The sequence below is a fragment of the Pseudonocardia sp. Ae717_Ps2 genome, assembly GCF_001932475.1.
Taxonomy (GTDB): Bacteria; Actinomycetota; Actinomycetes; order Mycobacteriales; family Pseudonocardiaceae; genus Pseudonocardia.
Genome location: NZ_MCIS01000001.1, coordinates 1,344,845 through 1,359,073, shown reverse-complemented (window position 1 = coordinate 1,359,073; position 14,229 = coordinate 1,344,845). Strand labels below are relative to the sequence as shown.

Sequence of the window (14,229 nt, the reverse complement as noted above, 5' to 3'; positions counted from 1 at the left end):
CCCGTTAAGCCGTGAGCCCGAAATGTCGATCACCGGCGGTGTCGGGATCATCACCGCCCGAGACCGTCACCCGGCGGGGGGTCACTCGTCGTCGGCGGCGACCTCGCCGCCGTCGGCGGTCCCGCCGCCCCGGATCAGGAGGAGCGCGCCCTCCAGCTCGTCCGGCTTGACCAGCACGTCGCGGGCCTTCGAGCCCTCCGAGGGCCCGACGATGTTGCGGGTCTCCAGCAGGTCCATCAGCCGGCCCGCCTTCGCGAACCCGACCCGCAGCTTGCGCTGCAGCATCGACGTCGACCCGAACTGCGAGGTGACGATCAGCTCAGTGGCCTGCAGCAGCAGGTCGAGATCGTCGCCGATGTCGGCGTCGATCTCCTTCTTCTCGCCGGCCTTCTGCGCGGTGACGCCCTCGGTGTAGCTGGGCTCGGCCTGCTCCTTGGTGAACGCGACGACCTTGGAGATCTCGTCGTCGTCGACGAAGGCGCCCTGCATGCGGACCGGCTTGCCGGCGCCCATCGGCAGGTAGAGCGCGTCGCCCATGCCGATCAGCTTCTCCGCGCCCGGCTGGTCGAGGATGACCCGGCTGTCGGTCAGTGACGACGTCGCGAACGCCAGCCGGGACGGGACGTTGGTCTTGATCAGACCGGTGACGACGTCCACCGACGGCCGCTGGGTCGCCAGGATCAGGTGGATCCCGGCCGCACGCGCCTTCTGGGTGATCCGGACGATCGCGTCCTCGACGTCGCGCGGGGCGGTCATCATGAGGTCGGCGAGCTCGTCGACGATGCACATGATGTACGGGTAGGGCCGGTACACCCGCTCCGATCCGGGCGGGGCGGTGATCTCCCCGGTGCGGACCTTGCGGTTGAAGTCGTCGACGTGCCGGACCCGGTTGGCCTGCATGTCCTGGTAGCGCTGCTCCATCTCCTCCACCAGCCAGGCCAGCGCCGCGGCGGCCTTCTTCGGCTGGGTGATGATGGGCGTGATCAGGTGCGGGATGCCCTCGTAGGGCGTCAGCTCGACCATCTTCGGGTCGATGAGGATCATCCGGACCTCGTCCGGCGTGGCCCGGGTCAGCAGCGACACCAGCATCGAGTTGACGAAGCTGGACTTGCCGGAGCCGGTGGAGCCCGCGACCAGCAGGTGCGGCATCTTCGCCAGGTTCGCGACGAGGTAGTGGCCCTCGATGTCCTTGCCCAGGCCGATGCCCATCGGGTGCTGCTCGGCGCGGGCGTTGCCCGAGCGCAGGACGTCGCCGAGGCGGACCATCTCGCGGTCGGTGTTGGGCACCTCGATGCCGACGGCGGACTTGCCGGGGATCGGCGCGAGGAGCCGCACGTTGTCGTTGGCGACGGCGTAGGCGAGGTTGCGCTGCAGCTGGGTGATCTTCTCGACCTTCACCGCCGGGCCGAGCTCGATCTCGTAGCGGGTGACCGTCGGGCCGCGGGTGAAGCCGGTGACCTGGGCGTCGACGTTGAACTGGTCGAGGACCCCGGTGATCGCCTCGATCATCGCGTCGTTGGCGGAGCTGCGGGACTTCGGCGGCGGGCCGGACTCCAGGGTGTCCGCCGGCGGAAGGATGTACTCGGTGTCGGACTGCGGCTGGCGGATCGCCATCGAGAGCTGCTCGCCCTCGATCGGCTCGTCGGCCACCTGCGGCGTCTCGACGACGGGCTTGCGCGGCTTCTTCGCCGGCGGCGCGGCGGCCGCGGGGACGGCGGCGGGGACGTCCTCCTCCGGGGCACCGGGCAGCGACGGGTCCACCGGGGCCGGGGCGTGCTCGCCCTCCTCCACCCGGAACGCGTCGGCCTCCGCGGCCCCCTGCCTGCGCCGCGCCGGGCGACGCCGCTTCGGGGTCTGGTCGGCGTCCTCGGCACGGCTCTCCCGCTCGGCGACGGCGTCGGCCACCGTGCGCGGGCGGTCCGCGCCGGACTCGCCCTCGCCGTCCTGCTCGGGCGGCAGCTGCCCGGTGAGCCTGCGGACACGGTCCGGCAGCTCCCGCACCGGGATCCCGGTGACCAGCAGCACCGAGTAGAGGGTCAGCAGGACGAGAACGGGGACGGCCGTCCACAGGCTGAGCCCGGCCTTCAGCGGGGTCCCCGCGACGTAGCCGAGCGCGCCGCCCGCGCCGCGCCAGGCGTCGGGCTCGGCGGGCGCTCCGGCGCCCAGGTGCACCAACCCGAGCACGCCGAGGGCGAGCAGCAGGCTGCCGGTCACGATCCGCGGCCGGGCCTCCGGGTGCCCCTCGGTGGTGACCAGCACGATGCCGATGCCCAGCAGGATCGCCGGCAGCGCGACGCCGGCCTGCCCCATCACCGCCTGCACGAGGAAGGTGAACCAGTAGCCGACCGAGCCGCCGGCCTGCCACCACAGCCCGGCGGCGGCGATGACGGCGAGCACGAGCATGCCGAACCCGATGCCGTCGCGGCGGTGCGCGGGGTCGATCTCGCGGGTGCGCCCGACCGCGCGCCCGGAGGCGCGGACGGTCTTGGCCACCCCCCGGCCGACCGCGTCGATCCCGCGGTCGACCAGGTCGGGGCCCTGGCGCCGGGCCGGCGGCCTCCGGCCTGCCGACGGACGCCTGCGGGCGGTGGACGCACGCGAGCCCGACCGCCCCGAGCCGCGGCCCGCGGCCGCAGTCGTGGTGGTCCTGCCCGTGCCCGTGCGTCCTGCCATGTCACACACGGTAGCCCGGTTCGGTGATCGAACCGGGGACCGACGCGGCTGTGGAGGGGTCGACGACCCCTCCACACGCTCACACCGCGATGACCGTGGGGACGATCATGGGGCGGCGACGGTAGGTGTCGGACACCCAGCGGCCGACCACGCGCCGCACGCCCTGGGCGATCCGGTGCGGGTCGGTGACGCCCTCGTTCTCCAGCCGGGACAGCTCGTCCTCGACCAGCGCCTGGGCGGCGTCGAGCGCCTTCGGGTCGTCGGAGAACCCGCGCCCGGACAGCGTCGGGCGCGACAGCGCGCGGCCGGTCTTGTGGTCGATCGCCACGTTGATCGCGATGAAACCGCCCTCGCCGAGCGCGATGCGGTCACCGAGCGTGGTCTCCCCCACATCGCCGACCGACAGCCCGTCGACGTAGACCTGGCCGACCTCGACCCGGCCGGTGATCGCCGCACGGCCGTCGACGAGGTCGACGACCACGCCGTTCTCCGCGATGACCACCGACTCCTCCGGCACCCCCGTGCGACGCGCGAGCGCGGCGTTGGCCCGCAGGTGGCGCCACTCCCCGTGCACCGGCATGACGTTCGACGGGCGCACCGCGTTGTAGAGGAACAGCAGCTCGCCGGCCGGGGCGTGCCCGGAGACGTGCACCTTGGCGTTGCCCTGGTGCACCACGGTGGCGCCGAGCCGGGTCAGCCCGTTGATCACGCCGAAGACGGCGGTCTCGTTGCCGGGGATCAGCGAGCTGGCCAGGATGATCGTGTCGTCCGGGCGGATCGTGATGCTGCGGTGGTCCCCGCGCGCCATCCGGGACAGCGCGGCGAGCGGCTCACCCTGCGATCCGGTGGAGACGAGGACCAGTTTCTCGTCGGGCAGGCGCATCGCCTCGTCGATGTCGACGAGCAGCCCCGGCGGGATGTTCAGCAGCGAGTGGTCGTCGGCCAGGCCCATGTTGCGGACCATGGATCGTCCGGTCAGGCACACCTTGCGGCCGTGGGCCTGCGCGGCGTCGAGCACCTGCTGGACACGGTGCACGTGGCTGGCGAAGCAGGCCAGGATGATGCGCGACGGCGCCCGGCGGACCAGGTCGGAGATGACGGGCCCGATGTCGGCCTCGGGGGTGACGAAGCCCGGCACCTCGGCGTTGGTGGAGTCGACCAGGAACAGGTCGACGCCCTCCTCGCCCAGCCGGGAGAACCCGCCCAGGTCGGTGAGCCGCCCGTCGAGCGGGAGCTGGTCGAGCTTGATGTCACCGGTGTGCAGCAGCAGCCCGGCTGGCGTGCGGACAGCGACGGCGACGGCGTCGGGGATCGAGTGGTTGACCGCGAAGTACTCGCAGTCCCACCCGCCGTGGGAGACGCGGTCGCCCTCGCGGATCTCCTGCAGGTGCGGGGTCAGGCGGTGCTCCTTGCACTTCGCCGCGACCAGGGCGAGCGTGAACCGGGACCCGACGACCGGGATGTCCGGGCGCATCCGCAGCAGCCACGGCACGGCACCGATGTGGTCCTCGTGGCCGTGGGTGAGCACGAGCGCGTCGATGTCGTCGAGGCGGTCCTCGATGGTGCGGAAGTCGGGCAGGATCAGGTCGATGCCCGGCTCGGAGTCAGAGGGGAACAGCACGCCGCAGTCGACGATGAGCAGCCGGCCCTCGTACTCGAAGACGGTCATGTTGCGACCGACCTCACCGATGCCGCCGAGCGCGTAGACGCGCAGGCCGCCCTGCGCGAGGGCGGGTGGCGGGCCGTCCGGGAGCTCCGGACGCTCGATGTGCTCCGGCGGCGCGGAGAGCGACCGGCCGGGCCGGTTGCGTCGGTCGTTGCGCTGGGGACTCACAGGGGTTCGTGCCTCACATGGGTTCGTGTTCTCGGGTTCGTGTCAGGGGGTCGGGTCGCGGCGCCGCGGGTCGGGCCGGGCGCGCGACGGCGACCGGGGGACCTACGTCCGGTGGTAGGCGACCTCGGCGCCGAGGTCCGCCGCGGTGCGGCCGCCCAGGGCGCCGTGGCCCGGCTGGTACAGCGGGAGGTTCGGGCGGGCCTGCGGGTCGAGCGCCACCCCGGCGACGGCGAGGTCCCCGGCGATCGCGGCGATCTGGTCCTCGCTGGCGGGCGGCAGCGGCAGCCGGGTGTCACCGACGTCGATGCCCCGCAGGCGCAGCGCGGTCTTGGCGAACACCGCGCCACCGACCCGACCCATCCCGCGGATCACCGGGAGCATCGCGTAGTGCAGCGCGCGGGCCCGCTGGTGCTCACCGGCGTGGTAGGCGTCGATCATGGCGCGCAGCCGGTCGGCGACGACGTGGCCGATCACGCTGACGAAGCCGACCGCCCCGACCGAGAGCCACGGCAGGTTCACCGGGTCGTCGCCGGAGTAGTAGGCGAGCGTGGTGGTGGCCAGCACCTCGGTGCCGACGCGCAGGTCGTTGCGGGCGTCCTTCACCGCGACGATGCGGGGGTTCTGCGCCAGGCGCTGGAAGGTGTCGACGTCGATGCCGATGACGCTGCGCGGCGGGATGTCGTAGAGCATCACCGGCAGGTCGCCCGCGTCGGCGACCGCGGTGAAGTGCGCGAGCAGGCCCTCCTGCGGCGGCCGGGAGTAGTACGGCGTGACCACGAGCAGCCCGTGCGCACCGGCGCGCTCCGCGCTGCGGGCCAGCTCGATCGAGTGCGCGGTGTCGTACGTACCGGCCCCGGCGACGATCGTCGCCCGATCCCCCACCGCGGACACGACCGCGCGGATCAGCTCGGACTTCTCGGTGTCCGACGTGGTCGGGCCCTCGCCGGTGGTGCCGTTGACGACGAGCCCGTCGTTGCCGAGGTCCACCAGGTGGGTCGCCAGCTCCTCGGCCTTGGCCAGGTCCAGCTCGCCGTCGGCGTCGAACGGCGTGACCATCGCGGTCAGCACCTCGCCGAACGGTCGGCGCGGCGGGTGCTGCTGCCCGCCGGGGGCGGGATCGGGACCGGTGCTCATGACTGGTGACGGTACCGCCCGGTACCGACGGATCCCGGTCAGATCCCGGTCGGTGCGCCGCGGTAGGCCTCCACGTCGGCGGGCAGACCGGTCACCTCGACCCGCGCCGCGTCCCGACCGAAGGCGTGCAGCACCAGCTCGGCGGGCTCGCCGGTCACCGTGACCACGCCGAACCCGGTCGCGACGACCTGGGTCGCGCCCTCCGGGCGGGCCAGGACCACGCCCACCGGGCTGCGCCGGAACAGCAGCCTGGCCTGGGTGTGCAGCAGGTTCCACAGCTGCCCGTCGCGCCCCGGGTCGGACGGGCGGGGCTCCCAGCCGGGCTCCCCGCGGCGCAGATCCTCGTGGTGGACGAAGAACTCGGCACCGTTGGCGATCTCGTCGATCTTGCCGACCTTGAACGGCGACCATGCGGGCGGGCCCTTGCGCAGGTCGTCGATCATGTTCGGCCAGGCCGCGGACGCGTAGCCGTCCATCGCCTTGTCGGTCATCGCCGACAGGGCGGGCAGCACGATCCCCCCGGCGCTCCACGGCTGCCGCTCCCGGACCAGCAGGTGGGTGAGCAGGTCGCGGGCGTTCCAGCCCTCGCAGAGCGTCGGTCGGTCTGGTCCGGAGCGTTCGAACTCGGCGCAGAGGGCGGCACGTTCGGCGGTGGCGAGGCTCACCGTCCCCAACGTAGTGCCGGACGTGCGCGACCGCACCGCGACGACGGTCGACAGAAATCCGACGCAACGCACGTCTTGTGTAGCTGGTGATACAGATCTCACCCGTCCGTGTACGGATACTCCGATCCGTCCCACTCATCGCTTCTCGACGGGGAGAACACACGTGACGAACGCTGCCACCACGCAGCCACCGCGGTCGATGCGCCGGATCGCGCTCGCGAGCATGACCGGCACGGTCATCGAGTTCTACGACTTCTTCATCTACGGGACCGCCGCGGCCCTGGTGTTCAACAAGGTCTTCTTCCCCGAGCTCGGGGCGGCGGCCGGTACCGCACTCGCGCTGGCCACGTTCGGTGTCGCCTTCGTCGCGCGGCCGTTCGGGTCGGTGCTGTTCGGCCACTTCGGCGACCGCCTCGGCCGCAAGGGCACGCTGGTCACCACGCTCCTGCTGATGGGCTTCTCGACGCTCGCGATCGGCCTGCTGCCCACCACCGGCACGATCGGCGTCCTGGCGCCGATCCTGCTCGTGGTGCTGCGCATCCTGCAGGGCCTCGCCGTCGGCGGCGAGTGGGCCGGGGCGACCCTGCTCACCGCGGAGAACGCGCCGACCAAGGCCCGCGGGAAGTACGCGCTGTTCCCGCAGCTCGGCCCGTCGGTGGCCTTCGCGCTGGCTTCGGCGACCTTCCTGGTCACCGCGCTGACCATGAGCAACGAGGCGTTCCTGGCCTGGGGCTGGCGCATCCCGTTCATCGGCTCGGTGCTGCTCGTCGCGGTCGGGCTCTACGTGCGGCTCGCGCTGGAGGAGACGGCGGGCTTCCGCAACAGCGGCCCGGTGTCGACGAAGCTCCCGATCACCGAGGTGTTCACCACCCGGCCGGCCGCGGTGCTCCTCGGGGCGGGCTCGACCACCGCGGTGTTCGCCTTCTTCTACATCGGCGTCACCTACCTGACCAGCTACGGCACCCAGCAGCTGCAGCTGCCGCGCCCGTCGGTGCTGGCCATGGGCATCGTCGGCGGCATCGTCTTCGCCCTGACGACGATCGCCTCGGCGATCCTGTCCGACCGGGTCGGGCGACGGAAGATGGTCGTCGGCGGCAACATCGCCTCGGTCGCCGCCGGGCTGGTCGCGTTCCCGATCATCGACATCGGGACGGTGTGGTCGTTCGGGCTGGGCCTGTCGCTGGTGCTCGGCGTCGTCGGCATCGCCTACGGGCCGATCGGCGCCCAGCTGCCGGAGCTGTTCCCGACCCGCTTCCGCTACACCGGCGCCGGGATCGCCTACAACCTCGCCGGCGTGTTCGGCGGCGGCGTGGTCCCGCTGTTCGCCGCGGCACTCGCCGCGTCGACGCTGGGCAGCCTCGGCATCGGCCTGCTGCTCTCGGCGGTCTCGCTGCTCAGCCTGCTCTGCACGCTGGCCCTGCCGCAGACCGACGCGGACTCCCTCGCCGAGCAGGACGCGCAGCTCGCGGCCGCCTGACCGGCCACCGGGGCGGCCCGTCCGGGCGGGCCGCCCCGCACCCACCCGGTGCCGGCGGCCGCCGGCCGGCACCCCCGGACCCGACGGCCCGGACGCACCCCTCGGCGTCCGGGCCGTCCGCCTACCCGCGGGCGCCCCGGCCCGCTACCGTCCGGACGAACCATCGGCGACGGCCGGGAGGCGGGACCATGAGCAGCGCGGCGCGGAGGCCGGACGGCACCGTGCGGGCGCTGCCCGCACCCGATCCCGACGACCACCCGGTCTCACCGTTCCTGACCGCACCGTGGACCTCGGTGACCGCCCGGATCGCGGAGCTGGGCAGCCCCCGCCACTACGCCCGTGGCGAGCACGTCTACACCCAGGGCCAGCTGTCGTCGCGGTTCCACCTCGTCGTCTCCGGGCGGGTGCGGATCTACCTGCACCGTCCCGACGGCTCGGAACGCTCGCTGGCCTACGCCGAGCCCGGCGCCACCCTCGGCGAGGCGGCCTGCGTCGACGGACGGCCCCGCCACCTCGCCTCGGTCTGCACCCTGCCGTCGGAGATCGTCTCGGTGACCCGCGACGCGCTGCTGACCGCTGCCCGCGACGAGCCGGAACTCCTGCTCGAGATCACCCGTCGGATCGCCTACAAACAGCGGGTCATGCAGCTGCACGTGCTCATCGAGGGACTGCCCGCCCGCGAGCGGATCATCCTGCTGCTCGGCCACCTCGTGGAGGCCTACGGCGAGATCGCGCTCGACGAGGTGGCCCGGCTGTCGATCCGCCCCGCCGTCGACGAGCTGGGGCTGCTCGTGGGACTCACCCGGGTCACGACCAGCCGGGAGCTGTCCCGACTGGTCGCCGAGGGCCTGCTGGAGAAGGAGGGACGCGGGTTCGTCGTGCGGGACCTGCCGGACCTGTGACGACGGGTGCACGCCGTCCTCGCCTGAGCTCTCGCTCGGCAAGCCTCGCTCAGCACCGATGCCCGCTCGGCAAGCCTCGCTCAGCACCGATGCTCGCTCGGCAAGCCTCGCTCAGCCTTCCGCGACCAGCGGGCTGGAGGCGATCTCGGTCCCGTCGGCGAGGGTCTGGATCTGGAAGTCCGCGAACACGTTCGGCACCTCGGCCTGCAGCTGGCGCAGGCACTCGACGGCGAGCTTGCGGATCTCGACGTCGGCGGCCTCGGAGGCGCGCATCGCGATGAAGTGCCGCCACGCCCGGTAGTTCCCGGTCACGACGATCTTGGTCTCGGTCGCGTTCGGCAGCACCGACCGCGCGGCCTGACGGGCCTGCTTGCGCCGCAGCGTCCCGTTCGGCACGTCGGCGAAGCGCGCCTCGAGCCCCTCGAGGAGCTTCTCGTAGGAGGCGAGCGCGTCGGCCGAGGCCTGCAGGAACAGCTCGTGCAGCTCCGGGTCCTGGGCGATGACGTCCGGCTCGACCATCGCGGCGTCCCGCTCGGGGACGTAGCGCTGGGAGAGCTGGGAGTAGGAGAAGTGCCGGTGCCGGATCAGCTCGTGGGTCAGCGAGCGCGAGATGCCGGTCAGGTAGAAGCTGACCGAGCCGTGCTCGAGGACCGAGAGGTGCCCGACCTCGAGGATGTGGGCGATGTAGCCGGCGTTGGTCGCGGTGCGCGGGTTCGGCTTGCCCCACGACTGGTAGCAGGCGCGGCCGGCGAACTCGGCCAGCGCCTGGCCGCCGTCGGCGTCGGTGGACCACGGGACGTCCGCGGGCGGGGTGAACTCGGTCTTCGCGACGAGCTGCACGGTCAGCGGGACGGTCTTCGGCGCGGTCTCCGGCATGCCGCGAGGGTAACGACCGGCGTGCCCGGCACCCGCCGGGCCCCGCGCCCGCACCCACGGTGGCGGCCACGGCACCCCCGGTACGCTGCGACGTCGCGGCCGACGCCACGAACCGGTGGCGTGATGTCATCAGTGACGCCATAGTGGTGTCATGGACCTCACGCCGTACGTCGCGCAGCTGCGCGACGACCTCGCCGCCGCGGCGGCCGCGGGCGACGAGCAGACCCGCCGCACCGCGGCACTGCTCGGCTCCGCGATCGAGCCCGCAGCCCGGCTCGCGATCATGAACGCACTGTCGGACCTGGCCTCGGAGGCGACCGCCGCGCTCGGCGACCGTTCTGTCGAGGTCCGCCTGCACGGCCGGGAGGTGCGCGTGTCGGTGTCCGGCGGCGACCCGGAGCCCGGACACGCACCCACCCCGGACCCCACCCCGGCGGGCGAGGGGACGTCCCCTTTCGGCGGCTTCCCGTTCGGCGGCACCGCCGCCTCCGGTGGTCCGACCTCCTCCGGAGGCCCGGCGACCGGCGGCTCGCCGTTCTCCGGCGACGCCGGTGACATCAGCCGGGTCACCCTGCGCATCGTCGAGCAGATCAAGGCCCAGGCCGAGCGGGCCGCCCAGTCGCAGGGCGTCTCGCTCAACACCTGGGTGTCCCAGGCCGTCCAGGGGGCGCTGGCCGGCGCGGAGGGGCGCACCGGCCGACCGCACCGCGACGGGCGCAGCCTGAAGGGATGGGTGCAGGGATGAGCGACGAGCAGACCGGCCCCGTCGAGCCGGACGACGCCGGCGCTGACGCCACGCACGACGGCGGCGCCCACACCGACGGCACCGGCGCCGGCGCCACCGGTGCGAGCAACGGCGACGCCGGCCACCCGCCGACCGGCCACTCGTCGACCGGCGACACGGCCCCCGGCGGTGCGGGCACCGGGGACGCCGGCACCGGCACGCCCTCCCGCAGCGAGCGGTTCGACTGCGCCGGTGCCGCCGAGATCGAGGTGACGACCGGCGCAGGCCGGGTCCGGATCGACCTGGTCGAGGGAGCCGACGAGGTGCGCGCGGAGATCACCGCCGACCGCAGCGCCGCGCCCTGGTCCGGCGGCCTCGGTGGGCTGCTGGACTGGATCGGCAGCTCGATGACCGGCCGCGCCGGCGTCCCCCAGGCCGGGGCGGGCTGGTCCGGGCGCGGGTTCGACCCGATCGTCGGTGCCCCCTGGGAGGCCACCGGCGATCCCTCGGCCGACGCCGTCGACGCCGTCACCGTCGAGTGGTCGGCGGAGACGCGACGCCTGGTGGTGCGCGGTCCGGACGACGCCGCCCTCGGCGCGGTGCCGCTGGTGGTGACCATCTCCGCGCCCGCCGGGTCGCGGCCCGCGGTACGGACCGGCGCGGCCTCGGTCGAGCTGACCGGCCGCGCGTCCTGGGCCGCGGTGCGGACCGGGTCCGGTGCGGCCCGGCTCGCCGAGGTGCACGGCGACGCCGACGTCACCACCGGTGCGGGGTCGATCGACCTGGGCACGTGCTCCGGCCGGGCCCACCTGCGTGCCGGCTCCGGCGGGGTCGAGGCCGGATCGCTCGGCGGCGCGTCGCGCATCCGAACGGGCAGCGGCGACATCCGTGTCGGCGAGCTCACGGCGGACCTGGAGGTGCGCTCGGGGTCGGGGGACGTGGTCGTCGCCGATGCGGTGTCCGGTGACGTCCGCCTCGGCACCGGGTCGGGGTCGGTCCGGGTCGGGGTGCACTCCGGTGTCGCCGCCGAGCTGGACCTGTCGACCGGGTCGGGCCGTGCCCGCTCCGAGCTCGACGTCCGCCACGACGCCCCGCCGACGGCGCCGGCGGTGCGGCTGTCCGGGCGCACCGGCAGCGGTGACGTCCTGGTGACCCGCGCCTCCGTGGCGGTCTGACCCACACTCGGTATCTCGCTCGTCGAGATGATCGGTGAGCGAGATACCGGCGCAGGATCGGCGCCGTGGACCGCACCGAGATCGCCGCGACGAACGCCTCCATGACCGCCCGGGTCCTGCAGATGCCTCCGGCCCCCGTCCCGGACGGCGGCTACGCACTGCGTGTGCTGCGCACCCGCGGGCGGCGCAGCGGGGAGCCGCGCGACACCCCGATCGGCGTCGTCGGGCACGACGGTGCCACCTACCTGGTCTCCCCCACCGGTGGGCGGGACTGGGTGCGCAACCTGCGGGCGACGCCGGAGTGCGCGATCCGCTCCGCCGCGGGCGACGAGCCGCACCGGGCGGTGGAGCCCGACCGCGCCGAGGCCGCGGCGGCCGTCGTCGGCTACCTGCGGGCGCTCGACGTGCCGTGGGCCCTGGCGGCGTTCCCGGTACCGGCCGACGCCACCGAGGAGCAGGTCGCCGAGCACCTGGACGCGATCGCGGTGTTCCGTCTCGACCCCGCCTGAGCCGTCAGCGGGCGGCGACCTCGGCACGCAGCTGCGCGGCCAGGTCGCCCCGCTCCCCCACGGCGACGCCGTCGAGCCCGAGCCAGCCCGCCATCGTCGCGAGCTCACCGGCCAGCTCGGCGGCGATCCGCGGGCGCGGGGCGGTCGCCCCGGGCTCGGCGAACGCCCCGGGCACCCGCAGCACGCCGGCCGCCCGGTCGGCCTTGAGGTCGACCCGGCCGACGAGCTCGCCGTCGAGCAGGAACGGGAAGACGTAGTAGCCGTACTCCCGCTTCGGCTCCGGCACGTAGATCTCGATGCGGTAGCGGAATCCGAAGATCCGCTCGGTCCGGCCACGCTCCCAGACCAGCGGGTCGAACGGACACAGCAGCGCCCGCCCGATCACCGTGCGCGGCACCCGGGCGGCCGGGTCGCGGTAGGCGGGCCGGTCCCAGCCGCGCACGCCCACCGGCTCCAGGGCACCCGCGTCGACCAGCTCGGCGATCGCGGTGCGGGTGCGTTCCGGGCCGAGCCGGTAGTAGTCGCGCAGGTCGGTCTCGGTACCGACCCCCAGTGCGGAGGCGGACCGCGCGACGAGCTCACGCGCCGCGTCGGCCGGGTCGGGGGCGGGCAGCGCGAGGATCTCCGGCGGCAGCACCCGCGAGGGCAGGTCGTAGCGGCGCTCGAAGTGCACACGCGTGCCGACCGCCAGCTCGCCGACGGCGAACAGGTACTCGCAGACCCGCTTGACCTCCGACCGCTCCCACCAGGTTGCCCCCGGCGGGCGCGGGCGCACCTCACCGGCCCGCCCGTGCGGAGCGAGCGCCTTCTCGATCGCACCGGCGCCCAGCGGCCCGGACTCCGCCACCACGTCGAGGATGTCCCCCGCCAGGGACGGGTGCTTCTCCAGCAGCGGGCCGTAGTGCTTCCACCAGCGCCGCGGCAGCGCCTCGTGGGAGAGCAGCGGCATGTCCTGGACCGGGACCAGACTCGCCTCGTGCGCCCAGGTCTCCGCCAGCAGGCGCGGTCGCCGCGCGCTCGGTGACCAGGCCGCGTCGTCGAGGAGGGCGGTGGGGTAGGCACCGAGCCTGCTGAACAGCGGCATGTAGTGCGCGCGCACCGCGATGTTGACCGAGTCGAGCTGGAGCAGCTTCACCCGGTCGAGCACCCGGCCGAGGTGGCGGCGGGTGACCGGCCCGGACGGCCGTGGATCGGTGAAGCCCTGGGCCGCGAGGAAGGTCCGACGGGCGACGTCGGCGGAGATCGTGCGCACGGCCGGGATGCTGCCACGGGGCACCGACAGGATCCGGCACGGCGTCGGGTGACCTCCGGCCGGTCAGCTGCCGGGCGGGGGGCCACCGGCACCCGGCCGGCCACCGCCCGGGGCGGCTCCCGCGTCCGGCTGGGTGGTGACGTCGACGGCTGCGGTCAGCGCGACCGTGTAGCCCGAGGTCGGGTCGCCGGTGACCGTGGCGAGCTGCAGGGCCCCGCCGTCGTCGCCGAAGACGTTGTCGGAGGCGAGCGAGACCTTCGCCAGGTTGGTGACCGACTGCTCGTAGCCGGCGGTGGCGTAGACGGCGGCGCACACGTCCTGCGGGAGGGCCACCTGGGAGGTGGCGACCGCGTTGCCGGCGTCGGTGATGTCGGCCTGCGCGGGGTACACCTCGAAGTGGATGTGCGGCCAGCGGCCGTCATAGCAGGCCGGGACGATGCTGGTGAAGCGCACCGCCCCGTCGCTGCCGGCGACCTGGACCCCCCGCAGGTAGTTCTCGGCCTCCAGCCCCTCGGAGTACAGGGAGTACCGGCCTTCCCGGTCGCAGTGCCAGACGTAGACCGCGGCACCGGCCATGCCGGCGGCGGCCATGTCGGTGATCGTGAGCTCCAGGGTCATCGGCACTCCGGCCGCGGTCGCCGAGCCGGTGCCGAAGCTCGACCGGATGTCGCTGCGCACCACCCCGGACTCGGTGAGCACGTTCGCGCCGTTGGAGCCGTCGCCGGGGTACGGGCCCGCCGTCTCGTCCGGGATCTCGCCGGTCGAGGTCGCGGTCGTCGCCGACGGGGCCGCGGTGCCGCAGGCCGCGAGCCCGGCGGTGACGGCGCCGACGCCGAGCACGGCCAGCATGCGGCGCCTGCTGAGCAGGGTGCCGAGGTCGAACCCGAGACCCTGGTCGACGACCTCGTCGGCGGGGCGGGGCAGGGCACGGCCCTGGTAGCGCGGCATGGCGGGTCCTCCGGTGCGTCGTCGTGCGGGACTGTCGTGCGGAACGAGAACGACGGTAGG

The 14,229-nt window shown here is 73.9% G+C and carries 12 protein-coding genes; 5 read left to right on the top strand and 7 right to left on the bottom strand.

Annotation, left to right across the window (positions count from 1 at the left end; all coding sequences use genetic code 11):
- Positions 1–81: 81 nt before the first annotated feature.
- From Ae717Ps2_RS06570 to Ae717Ps2_RS06555, 4 genes are all read right to left on the bottom strand, one after another.
- The gene (locus Ae717Ps2_RS06570) at positions 82–2,673 is read right to left on the bottom strand and encodes a DNA translocase FtsK (RefSeq protein ID WP_083702282.1); all 2,592 of its coding nucleotides are present in this window, start codon (positions 2,671–2,673) and stop codon (positions 82–84) included.
- 79 nt (positions 2,674–2,752) lie between these two features.
- Positions 2,753–4,441 carry a ribonuclease J gene (locus Ae717Ps2_RS06565; protein ID WP_043277545.1) on the bottom strand — a complete coding sequence of 563 codons (1,689 nt, stop codon included), beginning with the start codon at positions 4,439–4,441 and terminating at the stop codon, positions 2,753–2,755.
- A 168-nt stretch (positions 4,442–4,609) separates the two neighbouring features.
- On the bottom strand, positions 4,610–5,641 hold the full coding sequence (dapA, locus tag Ae717Ps2_RS06560) for a 4-hydroxy-tetrahydrodipicolinate synthase (RefSeq protein ID WP_020623227.1): 1,032 nt from the start codon (positions 5,639–5,641) through the stop codon (positions 4,610–4,612).
- 38 nt (positions 5,642–5,679) lie between these two features.
- Positions 5,680–6,306, bottom strand: a complete 627-nt coding sequence (locus Ae717Ps2_RS06555) for a TIGR03085 family metal-binding protein (RefSeq protein ID WP_060712821.1) — start codon at positions 6,304–6,306, stop codon at positions 5,680–5,682.
- Between the two features lie 163 nt (positions 6,307–6,469).
- On the opposite strand from Ae717Ps2_RS06555, the gene Ae717Ps2_RS06550 reads away from it, so the two are divergent.
- Both Ae717Ps2_RS06550 and Ae717Ps2_RS06545 read left to right on the top strand, forming a co-directional pair.
- Complete coding sequence (locus Ae717Ps2_RS06550; protein WP_083695124.1) at positions 6,470–7,783, top strand: MFS transporter; 1,314 nt, start codon at positions 6,470–6,472, stop codon at positions 7,781–7,783.
- Between the two features lie 188 nt (positions 7,784–7,971).
- Positions 7,972–8,685: a Crp/Fnr family transcriptional regulator gene (locus tag Ae717Ps2_RS06545; RefSeq protein ID WP_075333138.1), complete on the top strand. Its 714-nt coding sequence runs from the start codon at positions 7,972–7,974 to the stop codon at positions 8,683–8,685.
- 111 nt (positions 8,686–8,796) lie between these two features.
- Here Ae717Ps2_RS06545 and thyX read toward each other — a convergent pair whose 3' ends face one another.
- Positions 8,797–9,561: an FAD-dependent thymidylate synthase gene (gene thyX, locus Ae717Ps2_RS06540; RefSeq protein WP_020627863.1), complete on the bottom strand. Its 765-nt coding sequence runs from the start codon at positions 9,559–9,561 to the stop codon at positions 8,797–8,799.
- A gap of 151 nt (positions 9,562–9,712) precedes the next feature.
- Here thyX and Ae717Ps2_RS06535 point away from each other — a divergent pair, with 151 nt between their 5' ends.
- From Ae717Ps2_RS06535 to Ae717Ps2_RS06525, 3 genes are all read left to right on the top strand, one after another.
- Complete coding sequence (locus Ae717Ps2_RS06535) at positions 9,713–10,306, top strand: toxin-antitoxin system HicB family antitoxin (RefSeq protein WP_075311244.1); 594 nt, start codon at positions 9,713–9,715, stop codon at positions 10,304–10,306.
- Positions 10,303–11,460, top strand: a complete 1,158-nt coding sequence (locus Ae717Ps2_RS06530; RefSeq protein ID WP_083702281.1) for a DUF4097 family beta strand repeat-containing protein — start codon at positions 10,303–10,305, stop codon at positions 11,458–11,460. The genes Ae717Ps2_RS06535 and Ae717Ps2_RS06530 overlap by 4 nt, the downstream gene beginning before the upstream one ends.
- Before the next feature lie 65 nt (positions 11,461–11,525).
- Positions 11,526–11,969 carry a nitroreductase family deazaflavin-dependent oxidoreductase gene (locus Ae717Ps2_RS06525; RefSeq protein ID WP_139318968.1) on the top strand — a complete coding sequence of 148 codons (444 nt, stop codon included), beginning with the start codon at positions 11,526–11,528 and terminating at the stop codon, positions 11,967–11,969.
- A gap of 4 nt (positions 11,970–11,973) precedes the next feature.
- On the opposite strand, the gene Ae717Ps2_RS06520 is transcribed toward Ae717Ps2_RS06525, so the two are convergent.
- Complete coding sequence (locus Ae717Ps2_RS06520) at positions 11,974–13,221, bottom strand: winged helix-turn-helix domain-containing protein (protein ID WP_075313014.1); 1,248 nt, start codon at positions 13,219–13,221, stop codon at positions 11,974–11,976.
- A 63-nt stretch (positions 13,222–13,284) separates the two neighbouring features.
- A complete protein-coding gene (locus Ae717Ps2_RS06515; protein WP_075311242.1) occupies positions 13,285–14,169 on the bottom strand; it encodes a 3,4-dioxygenase subunit beta in 885 nt (294 codons plus the stop codon).
- Between the last annotated feature and the right edge of the window lie 60 nt (positions 14,170–14,229).